The organism is Stenotrophomonas sp. MYb57 (assembly GCF_002966815.1).
GTDB lineage: Bacteria > Pseudomonadota > Gammaproteobacteria > Xanthomonadales > Xanthomonadaceae > Stenotrophomonas > Stenotrophomonas indicatrix.
Window position 1 is genome coordinate 1,823,329 of record NZ_CP023271.1, and the last position, 20,996, is coordinate 1,844,324.

General features: G+C 66.3%; 14 protein-coding genes. 8 read left to right on the forward strand and 6 right to left on the reverse strand.

The features are described from left to right. Positions 1 to 147: 147 nt before the first annotated feature. From CLM74_RS08440 to CLM74_RS08455, 4 genes are all read left to right on the forward strand, one after another. On the forward strand, positions 148 to 663 hold the full coding sequence (locus CLM74_RS08440) for a sigma-70 family RNA polymerase sigma factor (protein WP_025878928.1): 516 nt from the start codon (positions 148 to 150) through the stop codon (positions 661 to 663). Further along, positions 660 to 1,697, forward strand: a complete 1,038-nt coding sequence (locus CLM74_RS08445; protein WP_105163840.1) for a FecR domain-containing protein — start codon at positions 660 to 662, stop codon at positions 1,695 to 1,697. The genes CLM74_RS08440 and CLM74_RS08445 overlap by 4 nt, the downstream gene beginning before the upstream one ends. Before the next feature lie 141 nt (positions 1,698 to 1,838). Next, positions 1,839 to 4,772: a TonB-dependent receptor gene (locus tag CLM74_RS08450; protein WP_105163841.1), complete on the forward strand. Its 2,934-nt coding sequence runs from the start codon at positions 1,839 to 1,841 to the stop codon at positions 4,770 to 4,772. An 11-nt stretch (positions 4,773 to 4,783) separates the two neighbouring features. Next, positions 4,784 to 6,379 (forward strand): alkaline phosphatase D family protein, encoded by a 1,596-nt coding sequence (locus CLM74_RS08455; protein ID WP_105163842.1) that lies wholly within the window; start codon positions 4,784 to 4,786, stop codon positions 6,377 to 6,379. Between the two features lie 55 nt (positions 6,380 to 6,434). Here CLM74_RS08455 and CLM74_RS08460 read toward each other — a convergent pair whose 3' ends face one another. The 4 genes from CLM74_RS08460 to CLM74_RS08475 form a co-directional block, all read right to left on the reverse strand. Next, positions 6,435 to 8,543, reverse strand: a complete 2,109-nt coding sequence (locus tag CLM74_RS08460) for a phospholipase C, phosphocholine-specific (RefSeq protein WP_105163843.1) — start codon at positions 8,541 to 8,543, stop codon at positions 6,435 to 6,437. Positions 8,544 to 8,553: 10 nt separating this feature from the next. Next, entirely contained in the window at positions 8,554 to 10,932 is a 2,379-nt protein-coding gene (locus CLM74_RS08465; RefSeq protein ID WP_105163844.1) for a TonB-dependent receptor, read from the reverse strand. A 117-nt stretch (positions 10,933 to 11,049) separates the two neighbouring features. After that, complete coding sequence (locus CLM74_RS08470; RefSeq protein WP_105163845.1) at positions 11,050 to 11,976, reverse strand: c-type cytochrome; 927 nt, start codon at positions 11,974 to 11,976, stop codon at positions 11,050 to 11,052. Then, entirely contained in the window at positions 11,973 to 13,319 is a 1,347-nt protein-coding gene (locus CLM74_RS08475; RefSeq protein WP_032976535.1) for a cytochrome c, read from the reverse strand. Before CLM74_RS08475 ends, CLM74_RS08470 begins: the two co-directional genes overlap by 4 nt. Positions 13,320 to 13,502: 183 nt before the next feature. Here CLM74_RS08475 and CLM74_RS08480 point away from each other — a divergent pair, with 183 nt between their 5' ends. Then, a complete protein-coding gene (locus CLM74_RS08480) occupies positions 13,503 to 14,654 on the forward strand; it encodes an alpha/beta fold hydrolase (RefSeq protein WP_105163846.1) in 1,152 nt (383 codons plus the stop codon). Positions 14,655 to 14,657: 3 nt separating this feature from the next. On the opposite strand, the gene CLM74_RS08485 is transcribed toward CLM74_RS08480, so the two are convergent. Beyond that, on the reverse strand, positions 14,658 to 15,797 hold the full coding sequence (locus CLM74_RS08485; RefSeq protein WP_032976527.1) for an MFS transporter: 1,140 nt from the start codon (positions 15,795 to 15,797) through the stop codon (positions 14,658 to 14,660). A 187-nt stretch (positions 15,798 to 15,984) separates the two neighbouring features. Between CLM74_RS08485 and CLM74_RS08490 the strand changes: the two genes are divergently transcribed. Together CLM74_RS08490 and CLM74_RS08495 are read left to right on the forward strand one after the other, a co-directional pair. Further along, the gene (locus tag CLM74_RS08490; RefSeq protein WP_033830819.1) at positions 15,985 to 16,680 is read left to right on the forward strand and encodes an alpha/beta hydrolase; all 696 of its coding nucleotides are present in this window, start codon (positions 15,985 to 15,987) and stop codon (positions 16,678 to 16,680) included. A 157-nt stretch (positions 16,681 to 16,837) separates the two neighbouring features. Further along, the gene (locus CLM74_RS08495) at positions 16,838 to 19,033 is read left to right on the forward strand and encodes a TonB-dependent siderophore receptor (RefSeq protein ID WP_099842264.1); all 2,196 of its coding nucleotides are present in this window, start codon (positions 16,838 to 16,840) and stop codon (positions 19,031 to 19,033) included. 54 nt (positions 19,034 to 19,087) lie between these two features. Here the strand turns inward: CLM74_RS08495 and CLM74_RS08500 are convergent, their stop codons facing one another. Continuing rightward, entirely contained in the window at positions 19,088 to 19,789 is a 702-nt protein-coding gene (locus tag CLM74_RS08500) for a pirin family protein (RefSeq protein ID WP_025878940.1), read from the reverse strand. Positions 19,790 to 19,938: 149 nt separating this feature from the next. On the opposite strand from CLM74_RS08500, the gene CLM74_RS08505 reads away from it, so the two are divergent. Then, positions 19,939 to 20,859 carry a LysR family transcriptional regulator gene (locus CLM74_RS08505; protein WP_025878941.1) on the forward strand — a complete coding sequence of 307 codons (921 nt, stop codon included), beginning with the start codon at positions 19,939 to 19,941 and terminating at the stop codon, positions 20,857 to 20,859. Positions 20,860 to 20,996: the final 137 nt, after the last annotated feature.

Here is a 20,996-nt window from a genome sequence, read left to right on the forward strand (position 1 = left end):
AAGCGTAGGCGCCGTATCGGCTGACCGGTAGACGGGCGACGATTGGATCTGCGCGAACCTTCGCTTGGCCATGCGGCGTTGCAATGCGGATGTCATCGTTGGTGTGCACCCTGCTGGGTTTTCCAGCCTCGGGGTGGTTGGTCGGTTGTGAACAGCGTCAGGATCTGGGAGAAGAGCTACGCCTTGCGGCGCCGCCTGCTGCGTGGCTTCTTCCTTCGGCGTGGTTCACAGGCTGCCGATGCCGAGGACCTGGCCCAGGAGGTCTACCTGCGGCTGCTGCGCAGTACCGGAGAAGATGCCCAGGCGATCGAGAACCCCGAAGCCTATCTGTTCGCGGTGGCGGCCAACCTGGCGCGTGAACAGGCACGCTCGCGCTCCGGCCTGCCACAGATCGAGGACGTCGACCTGCTGGCCGAGGTACTGCGCAGCGAGGAGGACATCGAAGCTGATTTCGAGCGGGCGCAGCGCTGGAGCGGAATCCGCGGCGCCATCGCGCAACTGCCGCCGACAACGCGGCGGGTGATGGAGCTGCACTATCGCGATGGGCTGGATTGCCGGCAGGTGGGAGCACAGCTGGATGTGTCGGTGCACATGGTGCGCAAGCACATCGGCAAGGGACTGGATGCCTGCAGGAAGGCGCTTGGCGCCGGGAAGGATGGATGAACCGGCAGGAGCCTGCAGCGATGGATGACGAGGTGGCCGAGCAGGCCGCGCACTGGTTCCTGTGCAACCGCGAGGGTGACCTGAGCGCCGCTCAGCGCATCGAGTTCATGGCATGGATGAAGCGCTCTCCCGAACACATACGCGCGTACCTGCATGTCCTGCACGTGCACCGGCAGGTAGGCGCGGTGATGGTGGCGTACGGACAGGAGCAGGGGGACAGGGCCGCGTTGCCGGAGCTGCCGGCAACGGCGAAAGTCGTGCCGTTGTTTGCCGTACCGGTGCCCGTGCCGCGCGCCGTGGTCGCATCGCGATCACGCCGACCACTCTGGAGGCGGGTGGCTGCGGTGGCCTGCTGCCTGTTGCTGGTGGCCGGACTGGTGCCGTGGCTGATGCCTCGCGAACAGATGCTGATCGCCGGCCACGGGCAACTGCGTGAGGTGATGCTGGCTGACCGGACGCAGGTGCGCCTGAACGCAGACAGCCGTCTGCGGGTGAACATCGGCTGGTTCAGCCGTCGGGTGGAACTGCTGAGCGGCGAGGCCACGTTCGATATCGCAGCGGATCGCCGGCCGTTCGAGGTGCAGGTTGGCGATCTGCGGATCCGCGACATCGGCACCGTGTTCGATGTCTCGCGTCGTTTGCAGAGCACGCGCATCGGTGTGGTGTCCGGCGAAGTGGAGGTCTGGACCGCCGGCAGCGGGCAACGACGGCTGGCGCAGCTGCCTGCCGGGAAGGTGGTCCAGGTCGATCACCGCAGCCATGCGGTGCAGCCATTGGAAATACCGATGTCCATGCTGCTGGACTGGCAGCAGCGCCGGGTGTCGTTCCGCGATGAGCGGCTGGACGAGGTGGCGGCTGCCTTCAACCGCCACAACCAGGTACAGGTGCGGCTGACCGATGACGCGGCGCGCGCGGCGCGCCTGTCAGGCAGCCTGGAGGCGCACCGGGTCGCAGCGCTGCAGGCATTCCTGCAGCGGGACGCACGCTTCGTCATCCGCCGCGAAGCGGACACGGTGTGGGTGTCCAGCCGTTGATCGCGGTTCGGCGAAGGGTTGTCAGAAAAAATTCATCGAATCGGCGTTCTCCACCTCCGCCGATGCCGGCTCTTACTTGGGAGAAGCCGCCGTCGCATGCCGACGCGGTACCAGCAGTCCTCTCTCCTCCAAGGAACCGTGATGCGCAAGAAGCTCTATCTGTCGGTGGTACTGGCCTTGTCTCCCTGTCTGGGTGCGCATGCACAGGCGGCGTCGGCCAATGGGCTTGAGACCCGGGTCACCGCAGCGATCGCCGCGCAGCCGCTGAGCCAGGCATTGGAGCAGCTGTCACGCAGTTCGGGCGTGCAGTTCCTGTATGCCGGCGCGGGTGCTGCACCCATGGCGGGCGCGGTACCGCGAGGAGCCACCGTCAAGCAGGCGCTGGACACGCTTCTGGCCGGCACCGGCCTGCGCTACACGGTGGTGGACGGCAACGTGATCGCCATCGACGCGGCACCGGTCTCGCGGGAAAGCCGGCAGGCCGCACCGGCATCGCGCCCACCGGAAGCGGTGGTGGCCCCGACCCTGGGCACGGTCAAGGTGATCGCCGCCCATGAGGTCATCGACCAGAAGAAGACCTCGCCGGTGATCAAGGATTCGGTGATCTACGACGAGATGGACAGCTATGGCGATGAGACGCTGGCCGAGAGCCTGATGGCCGCGCCCGGCCTGAGTGCGGTGGAAGATGCGGGCGAGCCGCGTTACGTGACCGTGCGCGGCGTGCAGGCCAATCTCAACTACACGACCATCGACGGCATCGCGATCGCAAGCGTGGGCGGCAGTGGCTCCGGCGAGCGCATGAACAACCTGCAGCTGATTCCCAGCGACATCGGCACCCGCACCGACATCTACAAGAGCTTCAGCGCCGAGCAGGCACCGGATGCCATCGGTGGTGTGATCGACATCATCAGCCGCAGCGCCTTTGACCGCTCCGGCAAGTACGTGTTCGCCGACGTGGCCGGCATCCATTCCACGGCCGAGACCAATGTGGGGCGCAGCGCGGGGGGCGACCACAAGACCCTGGGTCACTTCGGCAAGAGCGCCAAAGCGGTGTTCTCCAATCAGTTCGGCGGCGATGATCAGTTCGGCATCGTCGCGGTCGCGCGCTACGAACAGCGCTCGCGCAACAGCGTCAAGCGCTGGGTGGAATCGAACTACTACTACAACGATGCCGGCAAGTACCTCACCGATGGAACCACCGGCCCCGAAGAGGCGAAAGGCTGGAACGGCCTGCGCGCGCCGGGCAACTTCAGCACCGGCACCTACACCAACTACATCACCAACTTCGGTGGCTCGGCCAAGCTGGAATGGAAGCCATCGGACGACCCGTTCTATGCCTCGCTGCTGCTGTACTCGTACCGGTTCTACGAGAACTCGACGATGAACAAGACCGATCTGTATGGCAACGCCAAGTTCCCGGTACGCAACCAGAGCGAGGACGGCGGCACCACCCAGATCAACAGCATCTACATCAAGAACCGCCACGACCGCTGGGACCGCAGCAACCGCGGTGCGATCGCCAGTTTCAACTGGGATATCGGTGACCTCTCGCGGCTGACCCTGCGTGCCGGCCACACCGAAGAGACCTTCCACAACAACCAGGTCTACTGGGGCGTGCGCGCCTACCCGAGCAACCTGTTCGTTGACTATGCCAACGACAGCCATGGTTTTCCGAACGCCGTGGGTGTTTCCGATTCCAGCCTGCTGACCAGCTCGGCGTTCAAGCTCAATCCGGCGCAGGCCTATATCTCGCCGCGCGACGCCAAGGAAAGCATCGACAACCTGCGCGCCGACTTCAGCTACAACATCGATGCCGATGCACGCGGTTTCGGTCTGGCTGCCGGTGCCGAGTATCGCCACCTGAAGATCTGGCAGGACATCGATTTCGATTACTACAAGACCAGCGCGACCTTGAATGACTATCTGTACCCGGGTTCGACCCTGCTTGGCAGCGTTCCCGGTTTCCCGTTGATCGACAACCGCAAGTGGCATGACGCGCTGTACCCGAAGCTGGGCAATAACGATGCGGCGTACCCGAATGCCGACTTCACCAGCGATTACAAGTACGTGGAAGACATTGCCAACGCCTACGTGTCGGCGCATTACGCCTGGGACCGGCTGCTGCTGATCGGCGGCCTGCGCTACGACCACACCACCTTCGATGCGTTCAGCCCGTTCAGTGAGGATGGTGGCACCACCTACACATCGGCATTCCGCAAGAGCAGTGGCGGCTACAACAACCTGCTGCCGTCGCTGAACGCCACCTTCAAGCTGAGCGAAGACCAGCGCCTGAGGTTCTCCGCCAGCCGCACGCTGGGCCGGCCGACGCCCAGCAACATCGCCCAGGCCACCAGCACCAGCTGCGGCGACGACGAGCTGGGCGGAGGCTTCTGCACCATCAAGCAGGGCAATGCCTCGCTGCAGCCGCGCCGCTCGACCAACCTCGATCTTGCCTGGGACCTGTACTTCAACGGCAACAACGGCCTGGTCTCGGTGGCGTTGTTCGACAAGGTCATCAAGGACGACATCTATACCCTGACCACGTTCGAGAACGTCGGCGACATCCGCTACCGGATCACCCAGCCGATGAACACCGATGAGTCGACGCTGCGCGGTGTCGAGTTCGCGGTAGCCAACCGCAACCTGCAGTGGGGCCGCCACCGCTTCGACATGTACCTCAATGCCACCCGCCTGGACGGGCAGACCAACTACCGCATCAGCGACGGCAGCGAGCGCCGCCTGGACCGCCTGCTGTACCAGCCGGACTGGTCGGTGAACGGCTCGGTGATCTGGCGCATGCCATGGAAGAGCTCGCAGCTGCGCGTATCCGGCACCTACCGCAGCCGGATGCTGGTCGACTTCGGCGATACCCAGTGGCTGGATTCGTACTACGACCCGTACATGACCTTCAACCTGGCCTTCAGCCACAAGGTCAGCAAGCACGTGACGCTGAAGTACGAGGCCAAGAACCTGTTCAACACCCAGCCGACCTACAGCACCGGTCCGAACGGGCGCTTCCGCACCGAGATCGATGACTACGGCCGCTTCTTCTACTTCCACATCATCTACAACTGAAGGCGACCGTCTTGGATACGATCAATCGCAGGCGTTTCCTTGCCCTGTCCGGACTTTCCGCATTGGGTGCGTGGGCGGGAACGGCCCGCGCGCTGGCCGCGCAGAACGATGTGGCAGCGCTGAATCCGCGCAACCTGCTCGCATCGCCGCGCTTTGCCAGTACGCCGTTCACTCTCGGCGTGGCGTCGGGTGATCCGTCGGCCGACGGCGTGGTGCTGTGGACGCGGCTGGCCACCGAGCCACTGGTGTTCGGTGGCGGCATGCCAACCCGGCCGATGGCGGTGGCATGGCAGCTGGCCGCCGACGAGAGCATGCGCACCGTGGTGCGGCAGGGCACCGCGCTGGCCCACCCCGAGCTTGGCCATGCGCTGCACGTGGAACTGGACGGCCTGCTGCCGGGGCGGCCGTACTGGTACCGCTTCACCGTGGGAGGCCATGCCAGTGCGATTGGCCGCACCCGCACCCTGCCTGCGGCCAACGCACGGGTCGACCGCGTGCGCTTCGCGGTGGCCGGTTGCCAGCACTACGAGGAGGGGCACTACAGTGCATGGCGGCACATTGCCGAGGAGCCGCTCGACTTCGTGTTCCATTACGGCGATTACATCTACGAGGGCGAAAGCCAGCCTGGCGTGCGCAGGATGAACGGCCAGCCGTTCACCAACCTGCGCAACCATGTTGGCCCGCAGACCTACACGCTCGACGACTATCGCCGGCGCTACGCGCAGTACAGGACCGATACGGACCTGCAGGCCGCGCACGCCGCGTCGCCGTGGTTCGTCACGTTCGATGACCATGAAGTGGACAACAACTGGGCCGGCGCCGAGGACCAGGACGGCACGCCCAGTGAATTGTTCCTGCTGCGCCGCGCACAGGCATTCCAGGCGTACTACGAGAACATGCCGCTGCGTGCTTCGTCGTTCCCGCGCGACGGCCATATGCAGATGTACCGGCGCGCGCGCTATGGCACGCTGCTGGACCTGCACCTGCTCGATACCCGCCAGTACCGCAGCAAGCAGGTGGACATCGCGCAGCGCGGGCAGGTGGAATCTCCCGAACGCAGCATTGTTGGCGCAAGGCAGGAGCAATGGCTGTTCGACGGCCTGGCCGACGCCGCGCCGCGCTGGCACACCATCGCCCACCAGGTTTCGCTGGGCAACTACCTGCGCGAGAAGGACGGCGTGGTGCAGGCCTCCGACGACCAGTGGTCCGGTTATCTGTCCAGCCGTCGCCGCCTGCTCGATCACATCCAGAAGGTGGGCTTCGGCAACGTGGTAACCGCCTGTGGCGATGCGCACCGCCACTATGCCAGCGACCTGGTGCAGGACAATGCCGATTCCGGGGTGATTTCCAGTGAGTTCCTGGCCACTTCGATCACGTCGGGCGCGGACGGGCAGGGCGTGGATGCCTATGCAGAGAACCAGTTGCGGCACAGTCCGCACCTGAAGGCGACGACGGACAAGCGTGGTTATGTGCTGTGCGACGTCACCCGTGATGCCTGGATCGGTGACATGAAGACGCTCGATACGGTCATGCAGCCGAACGGCGCGCTGCAGAGCTGGAAGCGCTATGCCGTGGAGCATGGCCGGCCGGGGTTGCAGGAGGCCTGAGCGGGATGTCCCACCCTGTGGAGCCGAGCACGCGCCCGGCTCCACAGAATCACTTTCAGCCGTGATCGAAGCGCAGCGGTTCGCTGCCCATGGCAGGGTCGCTGGTGCCAGGCCGGCCGTCTTCGGCACGTCCGGCGAGGCGTTGCTCGACGCCCTGCGAGCGCACGATCAGGTCGTACCAGCCTGCGGTTGGTGCGGGATCCCAGGCCAGTACGGTTTCCGCGCCGGCCACCAGCTGCAGTTCGCGGGTGGGCATGTGGCCGGCGTAGGCGCCGGCCTGCACCTGGACCTTCCGCGCTGAAGGCGATGGATTGCGCAGTGTCAGGCGCATCTGGCCGTCCGCGCGCTCCACGTGCGCGTGCAGCGGCGCGAGCGTGCCATCGCCGCGATAATGGCGATGGAATCCACTCGGTCCCAGCAGCCAGAGATCGTAACGACCCTGCGCATCCAGCGGCCAGCGATCCTGCAGCGGGGCACCCGGTACCACGGTGTAACGGCGCGGAACGGCGTCCAGGCGCAGGCGGTCGTAGACATGCAGCACGGCCGCGGCGCCATCGCTGGCCAGCTGCAGGGTAAGACCAGCGCCATCCACCGATGTGGCCTGTACCTGCGGCCGATAGGGTAGTGCCCGTGCAGGACGTACGCCTGGCTCCTGGCGGGCCGGATGCAGGCCATCGGGCAGCGCGGGCACGGTACGGCCGGGCAGGGCGGCGGCGCGCGCGGCGACAGCGGTGACATCGGGCAGCGCCTTGGCGAAGGGGCGGGTGTCGCGCTGGGCGAAGTCGAAGGCGTTGCTCAGATCACCGCAGACCGCACGCCGCCACGGCGAGATGTCCGGCGCGGCGACGCCGAAGCGGCGCTCGATCAGACGCAACACCGACGTGTGGTCGTACACCTGCGAGTCGACCCAGCCGCCGCGGCTCCACGGTGAAATCACATACAACGGTACGCGCGGGCCAAGCCCATAGGGGCGCCCAAGCAGCTCGGCGGCATCGTATTTCTCGTCGCCTGGTGCCGGGTGGCGGTGGTATTCGCCCTCGGTGCTGACCGCCGACGCACCGGCCCAGCCGGCACCAAGCGGGGAAGGCGGTGCCGGTGGCGGCACATGGTCGAAGAAGCCATCGTTCTCATCGAACATCAGCAGCAGGGCGGTACGGCTCCACACCTCTGGATCGGCGGTCAGTGCATCCAGCAGGCGCGCGGTATAGGCGGCGCCCTGCGCGGGGCTGGACGGACCGGGGTGCTCGCTGCCGGCTGCGTCGGCAATGATGAAACTGACCTGCGGCAGGCGGCCGCTGATCGCGTCCTCGCGCAGCTGCGCCAAGCCACGGGTACTGACGCCGCGCGCGCGCAGCTCCGGGTCATGCCCCGGGGCGCCGCGGTACGCCTGGCGGAAGGTCTCAAACCCGGCAAGCGGGTTGTCGGTGAAGTTGTCGGCCATGTCCTGGTAGATCTGCCAGGACACGCCGGCCTGCTGCAGCCGCTCGACATAGCTGGCCCAGCGGTACGAGTCCGGATGGCCGCCCAGCTCGGGGAAATTGTCGTGCGAATTGGCGATCACCGGGCCGCCTGCCTGGCCCTGGGCGTCGTTGTGGCCGGTCCACAGGAACACGCGGTTCGGGTTGGTGCCGGCCTGCATCGCGCAGTGGTAGGCATCGCACAGCGTGAACGCATCGGCCAGGGCGAACTGGAACGGCATGTCGCTGCGCTGGAAGTAGCCCATCGAATGGTTCTGCTTGGCCTTGGGCCAGTGCGCCATGCGCCCGTGGTCCCACGCCTGCTGTGCATCAGGCCAGGTGTGGGGCGTGCCTTCCACCCGCATGTAGCCGAAGTGCGCAGCGGTATCCAACGGGAAGGGGGCGATGGCGCGTTGTCCGCTGGCGTCGGGCTGCAGCCACAGGCTGCGCGGGCGGTCGCCACCGGGCAGCGGCGATGCCGGGGCAACGAAACGGTCACCGAAGCCACGCACGCCCGGCAACGTGCCGAAGTAGTGGTCGAACGAGCGGTTCTCCTGCATGAACACCACGATGTGCTGCAGGTCCTGCAGGCTGCGCGTGCGCGAAGCAGGGGCGATCGCTGCTGCCCGGGCGATGCTGGGCAGCAGCGGCGAAAGGCCGGCGGCGACGCCGGCCTGCAACAGTCGGCGTCGGCCGGTATCAGTCACAGGGTCACACTCACAGGTCCACGCGGAAGGAGATGCCGACGGTGCGCGGGGCGCCGATGAAGGCGTTGTCGCGGCCGTCCACCCCTGCAAGATAACGCTTGTCGGTCAGGTTGCTCACCACCAGGTTGGCGCCCATGCCCTTCAGGCGCGGCGACAGGCCCTGCAGGTCGAAGCCGATGTTGGCGCTGAACACGGTGGCCGAGGGCAGCTTGTTGACGTTGGCCGCATCCAGGTAGCGTTCGCCCAGGTAGCGGCCGGACAGGCCGAAGTTCCAGTTCTCACCCTGCCAGTCGGCCGACACCACCAGGATCTGCTCCGGCTGGCCGATCACCTTGGCGCCATCGACGATGCCCAGCTGCGTGTCGCGCGCGTCGTTGCCGCTGCCCAGGTACTTGGAACGGTTGTAGGTGTAGGCCGCATTGATGCGCCAGCCATTGTCCCAGCCGTAGCCGAAGGCCGCTTCCAGGCCGTTGCTCTCCACGCCGCCGAAGTTCTCGTAGACGCCATCGGTCTCGCCGAGGTAGTCGATGCCGCTGACCAGGCCGGCCGGCAGGTAGACGATGCGGTTGTCGAACTTGATGTTGTACAGGGTGACCGAGGCGGTCAGCGGCCAGCGGCTGATGCGCATGCCCAGTTCGATGTTGTCGGCGGTCTCCGGTTCGACGTTGCGGAAGCGCTGGGGATCGGTTTCACCCAGCACGCCGGATGGGATCGCGGCGAAGTTCTGCGAGTAGCCGGCGAACAGTTCCAAGCCCTCCACGCCCGGGGCCCAGGTGAAGCCGGTGGACAGCAGCGGATCGGACTTCGAGTCGGACTTCACATTCTCGGCGGCGCCGATCACGCGGCGGCGGGACTGGTCGACGAAGAACTGCTTTACGCCCAGGCGCGCGCTGAACGGGCCGAAGCGGGCCACGTCCTCGACGTAGTACATCTGCTCATCGACCTTGTACTTGTCCTCGAACTGCACCCAGTAGGGCTGGTGGTCGAAGGCGATGTCCTGGCCGACGTTGAGCAGGCGGTGCCAATCGCGGCGCACGGAACGGTCCAGCTTCTCCACCCACAGCCCGCCGCGTACGGTGTTGTCGATGGCACCAAAGGTCTGCCGCCATTCGACGTCGGCGGTCACGCCCACGCGATCGTTGTCGTAGTGGGAATGGCGGTAGGACTGCGCGCCCTGCACGTTGCCGGCGTAGCAGTTGGGGTCGTACTCGGCGCTGAAGCCGAGTCGCGGCGTGCAGCTGGCCAGGCGCTGGGCGGAACTGCCGTCGGGGTTCACGAAGTAGATCTGGCCGCGGTTGCTGCCACCGTAGACCGTCCTGCCGCCGAGGTACTCCGATTGCGGGCGACCGGCACCGTCGTCGTTGACGTCGGCCAGGTACGGCGGCAGCCAGTCACCGCGACCCTGCATGCGGTGCCCGTAGGCGGCCATCGAGGCCTTGAAACCGTTGCCGCCATCGAAGGCTGCGCGCAGGTAGCCGAACGTGTTCTCGCGCAGTGCGCGCGAACCGGAACGGTAGTTCTGGTCCAGATACGGAATGCCGGTCAGGGTGCCGACCAGTCCGTCGCGGTCGGGGTTGGTGGCGAACCCTTTCGGCGAAACGCTGGTGTACTCCGGCTCGTCGGCATCGTTGTAGGACAGGTAGCCGGTCAGGGTCCAGCGGTCCAGCTCGGTGATGAACTTGCCGGCGATGTTGTCGTTGCTGGTGTGGCCGGTGCCGTCGATCCAGTCATGCACGCGCGCCGACGATGCGCTGATCCACGCGCGGGTGTGTCCTGCAAGCAGGCCGGTGTCGTAGCGCACGTAGTACTTGCGCGCTTCATTGTCACCGGCACCCACCACCATGCGCAGTCGCTGTTCGTGCAGCGGGTCGCTGGTGAGGAAGTTCAGGGTGCCACCGAGTGCTTCGTTCGAGCGCGAGGAGATATCGGCCGTACCCTGGCTCACTTCCACCGTTTCCAGGTCGAGCGTGTCGATGTAGCGGTTGGCCAGCGAGCCGCCGCCATAACCGGAACCACCATTGGGCAGGCCATCGATGGTGGTGCCGATCTGCTGGGTGTCGCGGTTGGTGACAAAGCCGCGCATGCTGATCTGCGTGCCCCACACCGAGGAGCCGGTGGCATCGGCTTCGCTGACGACCACGCCGGGCACTTCGTTGAGCGCGCCATTGACGCTGCTCAACACGGTCTGCCGGTTCAACGTTTCCTGGCGCACCGAGGTCTTGGCATAACTGGTGGCCTGGCCGATCACCTGTACCTGGTCCAGGGTCCGCGCGTCGGCGCTTCGCGTATCGGCCACATCGCCCTGCGGTGCTTCAGCCAGGGCATTCAGTGCGGGAGCAATCAGCAGGGCAAGCAGCGAGATACGGGGAAAGCGCGCAATCGTTCGCATCGAAACCGGACCTTCAAGGGAGGAAAGTCCGGGAGTGTCGGCAGCGCCGATGACATGGCGGTGACGCGCAGATGCAGGGAGTGTGTTGTGTGACGGCCGGCAAGACCGGGGCATTGCTCAGTAGCGCGCGTCCTTCGGTTTCGGATCGCGCGGCCAGTCCTTGGCCTTGCCGGCGAAGTCCGGGCGCGGCTGGTTGATGAAGTAGCTGGCGATATCCACCGCGTCCTGGTCGGGCATCACCTGCTGGCCCAGTGGCGGTTCACGGGTCGTTGCCGGCGGCATGTTGTGCTTGACGAAGCCTGCGGCCTTGTACAGCCGCGCCATGCCGGCACCGATGTTGAAGCTGCGCTCGCCCCACAACGGCGGGAACGCGATATCGCCGCTGGCGTCGCGCCGGCCTTCGCCGTTGTCGCCGTGGCAGGCGGCGCACTGCGCGGCATACAGCGCCTGTCCACGTATCGGGTCCGGTGTCAGCGTGCTGTCGATCGGCCCTTCGCTGGGCGCGGCCACGCGCGCACCCTCCGGTACCGGGCGGCTCAGCCACGCCATGTATTCCAGCATCGCACGCATCTCCGGCGCGTCCTTGGCCAGCGGTTTGCCGTTCATCGAACGCTGCAGGCAACCGTTGATGCGCTCGGCCAGGCCGATTTCCCTGCCCGGTCGCGGCATGTAGCGCGGGTAGCTGCCGCCTCCGGTGTTCAAGTAGTGGTTGCCGAACGGTCGCTTGCCCTCGGCCATGTGGCACGAATTGCAGTTCAGATCGTTGCCGACGTTGTCCGGCAGAAGGCGTGCGGTCTCGTTGAGCAGGCGACGGCCGAACATCACCGCGTCGGCGTTGCCGAGGCTGGCGATCTCCTCGGCACTGGGCACGTGGTACTGGCCCACCACCTGGCCGTGGCTGTCGAGGATGTCCAGAGTCCTCGCGACTTCCGCGTCCAGGTCCGGGTACAGGTGCTGGTACAGCAGCGTGCCAGCACCGGCCAGCAGCACCGCAACGACCGCGCTGGCGATCAACACTGTCGAACGCTTCTTCAAACGCCTCATTGCGCCGTCTCCTGCGGGACCACATGCGCCGGCTTGTCACGCACCACCCGGCGCATGCGCGCTACGTCCAGTTCAGTGACCGCGCTGGCCTGGTTGCCCCAGCTGTTGCGGATGAAGGTGAGGATGTCGGCGAGCTGCGCATTGGGCAGCTGCTCGAAGCCCGGCATGGTGAATGCCATGCGGTCATGCGCGGTATGTGGCGTGCGCCCGCCGGTCAGGGTTACCTGCACCAGCGAGCTGGGATCATCGGCGAACACGATGGAGTTGCCCGCCAGGGCTGGGTAGACCCGTGGCATGCCGCGGCCATCTGCGCGATGGCAGGCCTGGCAGTGTTCGGCGTAGGCCAGCGAACCGGCCACCCGGTAGTCGCCGCCGCGCAGTGCGGCGGTAGTGGTGTCGGTGCCCGGCGTCCACTGCGCGCTGCGCCCTTCGCGGGCCGGCAGCTGCTTCAGGTACCGCGCCATCGCCAGCAGATCGGCGTCGGACAGGTACTGCGTGCTGTGCTCGACCACATCGGCCATGCCGCCAAAAGCCGCGGAGCGATCGGTGCGGCCGGTGCGCAGGAACTCGACGATTTCGGCTTCGCTCCAGCTGGCCAGGCCGGTCTGTTCATTGCGCAGGTTCTTCGCGTACCAGCCTTCCAGCACCGAGCCGGACAGGAACTGGCGGCTGCCATCGTCGGCCATCGCCTTTTCCTGGAAGGCCAGCCCGCGCGGGGTATGGCACGCGCCGCAATGGGCCAGGCCTTCAACCAGTTCGGCGCCGCGCTGCTGGCCGGCATCCAGGGTGGGATCAGGGCTGAAGCTGCGCGGGCGTGCGAACAGCAGCTGCCACCAGGCAAGCGGCCAGCGCATGTTTGCCGGCCACGGAATCGTGCTGTCGGCGTTGTCCTGCCGGACCGGCTGCACCGCACCCATGAAGTAGGCATACAGCGCCTTGATCTCGGCATCGCTGGCGATCACGTACGAGGCGTAGGGCATGGCCGGATACAGCGGCTGGCCGTCATGGCGGATGCCACGCCGCACCGCGCGCTCGAAATCGGCGTAGTCGTATGCGCCGATGCCGGTCTCCGTGTCCGGTGTGATGTTGGTCGAGTACAGCGTGCCCATCGGGGTCTGCATGCCAAGGCCACCGGCGAACGGCCTGCCGCCCGGTGCGGTATGGCAGGCGGCGCAGTCGGCAGCACGCGACAGGTACCGGCCCTGCTCGATCAGGGCCGGGTCGTGGATGTCGACCTCGGCCTGTTGCGGTGGGGCGAACCAGTACGGTGTACTGCGGGCGATGCCGTAAGCGGCGGCCAAGGTGGCGGCCAGGGCAATGGCGAGCTTGAACGGGGTGCGCATGCCGGCACTGTGGCCATTCGTGCGATGGCGTTCATTGATCCGGATCAATGCTTTCGCCGGTCGCGACATTGTGACAAGCTGAATCGATCCTGCGCTGTCATCAACCCGTCATCCAGCTGCGATAGATGGCGCCGGGCGTGGCCGCTAACCTGCCACGCTGTCGCACTTTTCCCTTGACTGCCCATGAAGCGCCTGCTGCTGCTTTTGCTGGCGTGCGCCGGCCTGTGGCTGGCTGCATGCTCTTCCTCGATGACGGCCTCGTCCACCTCGCTCAGCGATCGTCTGATCGCGCCCGGTGGCGTCTCGACCCTGCTTGATCAACCGCGTATCGCCGCAGCTGTGGCCGCGCTGCCGAACCGGCATGGCTTCGCCCCGGGCCGTGATGGCGTGCCGATCTTCTGGCGTGCTTTCGATGCGGGCGACTACGGTGCGCGCTACCACTACCTGCCGCAGCAGCACCAGAACGGCCTGCCGCTGGATACCGGGTTGAGCCTGTCCGTACCGCAGCCGTTCCGCGCGCAGGCGCCGCGCGGCACTGTGGTGCTGCTGCACGGCTGGATGATGAACGGTGATTCGATGCTGCCATGGTCGCTGCAGCTGGCCGAGTCGGGCTACCGCGTGATCACCCTGGACCTGCGCAACCATGGCCAGTCCGGCGCCGGTCCCTCCGGCTACGGCACCTACGAGTCGGACGATGTTGTGGATGTCATCGCCGAACTGCGCGCGCGCGGCGAAGTGACCGGCCCGCTGTACCTGTTCGGTGTTTCCTACGGCGCTGCCACCGCATTGTTCACCGCCGACAAGCTGGGCGACCAGGTCGCCGGCGTGGTGGCGATGGAATCGTTCGCCAATGCCGGGGTTGCGATCCGCACCATGATTCCGCATCTGATGGCCCTGCAGCCGGAAGGGTTGAAGGCACAGGCCATCGCTTCGTATGCACGCTGGCGCTACGGCAGCCAGGACATCAACCAGGTGGTGGCCGCCGCCAGCCGCCGCATCGACGTGGATCTGGACAAGGTGGATGTTGCCCGCGCGCTGGCCGATACCCGCGCCTGCGTGCTGCTGCTGCACGGGCAGGGCGACCAGCACATTCCGGTCAGCCAAGGCCGCGCGTTGGCGCAGGCCAATCCGCGTGCGCACTACATCGAGATGCGCGGCGAAGATCACATCACCCTGCCGCTGCGGCTGGACCTGCTGGCCGGGGTGGTCGATGACTGGATGGCGCGCGACGAGCACCATCCGAAAGCCGCGTGTCCGGCACCGCAGTTGCCGGCCCAGGCCGAATGGCTGGTGCATGGCGTCGACACACCCGCAAAAACCCCAGCACGCGGCTGAGCTTCAGGGCAGGCGGCGGGCCAGCGAACGTGCAGATGCCGCTACACCCAGCAGCATCGCTGCCACGCACAGGAAGGCAAAGCCCAGGCTGGTGGCATGGGCGAGCGCGCCGATCGCTGCGGGGCCTGCAAGAATGCCGGCATAGCCCAGCGTGGTGACTGCGGTGATCGCAATGCTCTCCGGCATCGCGCGCTGCTGGCCCGCCATCGAGAACAGGGCGGGCACGATGTTGGCGCAGCCCAGGCCCACCAGCACGTAGCCGACCAGCGCCATGGCGAAGGAGGGCACCAGCGTGGCCAGCGCGAAACCGGCCGCAGCGGTGATGCCGCCGATGACGATGGTACGGGTGCGGCCAAGGCGCTCGACGATGCCATCGCCGAACAGGCGCATCGCCGTCATCGCCAGCGTGAACACGGCAAAACCGGCGCCGGCCTGGTCGCGCGGCACGTGGCGTATTTCGGCCAGGAACACCGCGCTCCAGTCCAGCATCGAACCCTCGGCCAGGAACACCACGAAGGCGAGCACGCTGATGAACAGCACCACGCCGTGCGGCAGGGCCAGCATCGGGCCGTCATGCAGAATGCGCTGCGGGCGCCAGTGCGGTGCCGACAACAGGGCCACCAGCAGCATCGCCGCCACGGCAACCAATGACGCCAGCCACAGGGGCGTGCCGAGAACCAGCAGACCGGTCATGCAGCCGGCGCCGATGAAGCCGCCGATGCTGTAGAACGCGTGGAAGCCGGACATCATCGGCCGCCCTGCATCGCGCTCGACGGCCACCGCCTGCATGTTCATCGTGCAGTCCATCGCCCCCACACCCGCGCCGAACACGAATAGCGTTGCTCCCAGTGCCAGCGGCGTGGGGGCGAGCGTCAGCAGTGGCAGGGCGAGCAGGATCAAGGCCGTGGTCGCGATCATCAACCGGCGCGAGCCCAGGCGCGCGGTCAACGCACCGGCCAGTGGCATCGCCAGCAGCGAGCCGAGGCCAAGGCACAGCAGCAGCCCGCCCAGGCTGGCGTCGGACAACCCGGCCTTGGCCTTGGCGAAGGGCACCATCGGTGCCCAGGCAGCGGTGGCAAAGCCAGGAATGAAGAACGCAGCGCGGGTCGCGTGCTGCTGGGCGCGGGGAGAAGAGGGCGTCATGCGCGAGGAAGGCTCCAGAAGATCCTCTTCATGAAAACGTTTTCAGAAGCCATCGGCAAGTGCCATGGATGACATCGGGCGACGCATACGAATGCAGTGGTCCGGATGCGTCACCGTTGATTAACGCCATCAGTGGAGAGTAGCCCGACGGTCGGCATTCCGCCCGGCCGCCGCCGGAGATCAGCGCATGAGCACCACACCGACCATCCTCCTCGTCCATGGGTTCTGGGGCGGGGCCGCACACTGGGGCAAGGTCATCCTGGAGCTGCACCGCAAGGGCCACGACCAGGTGAAGGCGGTCGAACTGCCGCTGACCTCGCTGGTCAACGACGCCGAGCGGACGCGCAGGATGATCCGCCAGATCGATGGCCCGGTCGTACTGGTCGGGCACTCCTACGGAGGCGCGGTGATCACCGAAGCCGGCAACCAGCCGAATGTGCAGGCGCTGGTCTACATCGCCGCATTCGCGCCGGACAGTGGTGAGAGCCCCGGTGGCATCACCCAGCAACACCTGCCCGAAGCAGCACCGAACCTCGCCCCGGACAGCGATGGCTATCTGTGGCTGCGTGCCGACAAGTTCCATGAGAGCTTCTGCCAGGACCTCAGTGCCGACGAAGGCTGGGTGATGGCGGTGACCCAGAAGGCGCCGCTGGCCAGTACCTTCGGCGATGCGATCAGCGATCCCGCGTGGAAGCACAAGCCGAGCTGGTACCAGCTTTCCAGCCAGGACCGGATGATCGCGCCACAGAACCAGAAGGCCATGGCCGAACGCATGCAGCCCAAGCGCCTGCTGCAGCTGGAGGCAAGCCATGCCTCGCTGGCCTCGCATCCCTCCGAAGTGGCAGCACTGATCCTGGAGGCCGTGGCTGCCGTCGACGGCTGACTAGCGCCAGGCAGAAGTCCCTGGTCAGGCACTGGCGCCACCCCACGACAGCGGGGGCGGAGGAGAGTAAACTCCTGCGCCGGCGGCCCTTGGCCGCATTCCCCCCTTCCCCTCGAGCCGCCGCCAGAGGATCCCACCCCTTCGTGGAGGTCCCGTCGTGTCGTCTGTGCCTGTTCGTTTTTCCGTGCTGTCCCTGCGTCGCCGCCCATTGGCGAAGGCCCTTGCCAATGGTCTTCTGCTGACCACACTGGCCACTGCAGGCGCCGCCTCGGCGCAATCGGCGCCGGCTGAAGAAGAGGGCAAGACGCCCTCGCAGACGCTGCAGACCGTACAGGTCACCGCCAACCAGCTGGGCACCATCACCGAGGGCAGCGGCGCGTACACGCCGGGTACCATCGCCACCGCCACCCGCCTGGTGCTGACCCCGCGGCAGACCCCGCAGACCATCAGCGTGATCACCCGTGCGCAGATGGACGACTTCGGTCTGGATGGCATCGATGACGTGATGCGGGTGACCCCGGGCATCAGCATCGTCACCTACGACAGTGAGCGCACCGAGTACTACGCACGTGGTTTTGCCGTGCAGAACTTCCAGTACGACGGCATTCCGATGTCACGCGACTCGGCGTACTCGGCCGGCAATACGCTCAGCGATACCGCGATCTACGACCGCATCGAAGTGCTCAAGGGCGCCACCGGCCTGCTGACCGGCATGGGCGACCCCGGCGCGACCATCAACCTGGTGCGCAAGAAGCCGGGCAAGGAATTTGCTGGCAGTGCGACGCTGGGCGTCGGCCGCTGGGACGACTACCGTGCCGAAGTCGATGTCGGCGGACCGTTGACCGCCGATGGCCGCGTGCGCGGGCGCGCGGTAGGTGCCTGGCAGGACAAGCATTCCAATCTGGATTTCTACCAGCGCACCAGCAAGGTCGGCTATGCCGTGCTGGAAGCCGATCTGGGCGAACGCACGCTGCTGACAGTCGGTGGCGACGTGCTGGAGAGCGATCCCAAGGGCTCGACCTGGGGCGGTATTCCGCTGCTGGACAGCCAGGGCAATTTCAACGACATGCCGCGCTCGTTCAACAACGGCACCCACTGGAGCGGTTGGCGCCAGTACGTGCGCACCGGCTTTGCCACGCTGGAACATACGTTCGACAACGACTGGGTAGCCAAGCTGCAGCTCAACCATCAGGTCAACGGCTACGATGCGGCACTGGCCGGTGCGGCCGGTGGCAATCCCGATCCGGTCACCGGCGAAGGCGTCTCGTTGTGGCTGGGCAAGTACGTCGGCAAGACGGTCAGCAACGCGGCCGACTTCTATCTGAGCGGCAATTTCGGCCTGTTCGGTCGCCAGCATGAACTGGTGGTCGGCGGCAGTGCCTCGCGCAAGCGCTGGACCAACACCGGCTATTCGCCGCAGCCCGGGTACCCGACCGCCGTTGCCGACTACAACAGCTGGAAGGGTGACATCCCGGAACCGGAATGGCAGCGCGGTTATGGCAACAATGAGGTGACCCGCGAGAACGGCCTGTACGTGGTCGGTCGCTTCGACGTGGCCGACCCGTTGAAGGTGATCGTCGGCAGCCGCCTGGCCAGCTACCGTTCGCCGCAGACGCGCGAGACCGGCGTGTTCGTGCCTTATGCCGGCGTGGTCTACGACCTTGGCCAGCACTATTCGGTGTATGCCAGCTACAGCACCATCTTCAAGCCGCACAGCGAACGCGATGAACAGGGCAAGGCACTGGATCCGCTGGAAGGCCGCAGCTATGAAATGGGCCTGAAGGCGGAGTTCCTCGACGGCCGCTTCAATGCCAGCGCGGCACTGTTCCAGCTCGACCAGGACAATTTCGCCCAGCCTACAGGCGGCAAAACGCCCAACGGAGAAGACGCCTATCGCGCACTGATGGGCGTACGCACCAAGGGCTACGAACTGGAGATGTCCGGGCAGTTGGCCGAGGGCTGGCAGGTGCAGGGTGGCTTTGCGCACAAGATCGCCCGCCAGGCCGGCAGCAAGGTGACCACGCTGGAGCCGGAAAACCAGTTCAGCCTGCACACCAGCTACCGCCTGCGCGGCGACTGGCAGGGCCTGACTGTCGGTGGCGGTGCGCGCTGGCAGGACTCCACGTTCGGCGACATCACCAACCCGGCCAGTGGCACGTCGGTGGTTCATCGCACCCAGCCGTACTGGCTGCTGGATGCCATGGCCCGGTACCAGTTCAACGATCGCCTGTCGGCCACGGTCAACGTCAACAACCTGCTGGACAAGCGCTATTACACGATCTTCAGCTGGTACAGCACCTACACCTGGGGCGAGCCGCGCAACGTGCGGCTGGCAGTGACGTACAAGTTCTGATCGCGTTGCAACAGGACATGCCCGCGATGCCGGATGGCATCGCGGGCATGCTGGTTACAGCTTCAGGTCGAACACCAGCACTTCGGCGTCGTTGCCGTTTTCCAGGGTCAGCTGTGCCTCGTCGCTGACCTGCAGTGCGTCACCCGCTTCCAGGGTGATGCCGTTGACCTGCAGCTGGCCACGCGCCACCTGCACATACGCGCCGCGGCCGGCAGCCAGGGCGTGGTGCAGCTTCTGCTCGCCATCGAGGATGGTGGCGAAGATGCGCGCATCCTGATGGATGTGCAGCGAACCATCGGCGCCATCCGGCGAGGCGATCAGGCGCAGCTGGCCGCGCTTGCTCTCCGGCGTGAAGTGGGTCTCCTCATACGACGGCGCGATGTTCTCGGCCTCCGGGAAGATCCAGATCTGCAGGAAATGCACCGGATCGCTGGCCGAATGATTGAACTCGCTGTGGCTGACGCCGCTGCCTGCGCTCATGCGCTGCACGTCGCCGTAGCGCAGCACCGAACCGGTGCCCATCGAGTCCTTGTGTTCCAGCGCGCCGCCCAGCACGTAGGAGACGATCTCCATGTTGCTGTGGCTGTGGGTGCCGAAACCCTGGCCGCCGATCACCTTGTCTTCGTTGATGACCCGCAGCGGGCCGAAGCTCACATAGCGGGGGTCGTAGTAGCTGGCGAACGAGAAGGTATGGCGCGAGGACAGCCAGCCATGCTCGGCCAGGCCACGGGTAGCGCTCTTGCGGATCTGCAGCATGATGGAATCTCCTTGTTCGATGGTTTCGATGGTTTCGATGGGGCGGGGTGGGCGGGTAGCCGCTGTGTTTCCCCGTTGAAGAGAAGTATCCGCTTGCACCTTGGGTTTGAAAAACGGATAGTTTTGACAGCCATCATCGAAAATTTCGAATGCTCAAGCTCAGCCTCGATGCCCTGCAGATCCTGGACGCGATCGACCGCCGAGGCTCCTTTGCCGGCGCCGGCAAGGCCCTGCACAAGGTGCCTTCGACCATTTCCTACACCGTGGCCAAGCTGGAAGAGGATCTGGGGGTGCAGCTGTTCGACCGGATCGGCCCGCGGGCAGAGCCGACCGAGGCCGGGCGCGCGCTGCTGGAGGAGGGCAGGCACCTGCTGCGTGCGGCCCGGGAGCTCGAGCTGCGGGTGCGGCGGGTGGCCTCGGGCTGGGAGGCGGAATTGACCCTGGCGGTGGATTCGGTGTTTCCGACCTGGCTGCTGGGGCCGGATATCGCCGCGTTCCGCGAGGTGGCGGCGCCCACTCGGCTGCGCCTGTTTGGCGAAGCACTGTCCGGTACCTGGGAAGCGCTGCTGGACCGGCGCGCCGACCTGTTGGTCGCGGCTCCCGGTGAGGGTCCCAGTGGCGGGGGCTACGTGGTCGAGCCGCTGGGCAGCGTTGATTTTGTGTTTGCGGTGGCGCCCGGGCATCCGCTGGCGTCCGTACCGGGTGTGCTGGGCCGCGAGCAGTTGGCGCCGTATTGCGCGATCGCCGTGTCCGACTCGGCGCGGCGGCTGCTGCCACGAACGGTGGGGCTGTTGATGGGCCAGGAGACGTTGACCGTGCCGGACATGGCCAGCAAGTTGAAGCTGCAGTGCCAGGGGCTGGGATTCGGCTTCCTGCCCGAGCCCTGCGCGCGCGCGGCGGTGGCGCGCGGCCAGCTGGTGATCCGCGAGGTCGAGGAGCACAAGCCGGAAGAGACCTTCTGGCTAGCCTGGCGCACCGGTGAAGATGGCGCGGCCCTGCGCTGGTGGCGCGAGCGCCTGCGGCGGCCGGAACTGCTGGCGCAATGGTGGCAGGCGATGGCAGAGGGGTAGGGTTCGGCAGGGCTGCGCCCTGCACCTGCAGTAGTGCCGGCCGCTGGCCGGCAACCTCAACAGCAGCAGCAGCAGCAACAGCAACAGCAACAGCAACAGCAACAGCAACAGCAACAGCAACAGCAACAGCTGGCATT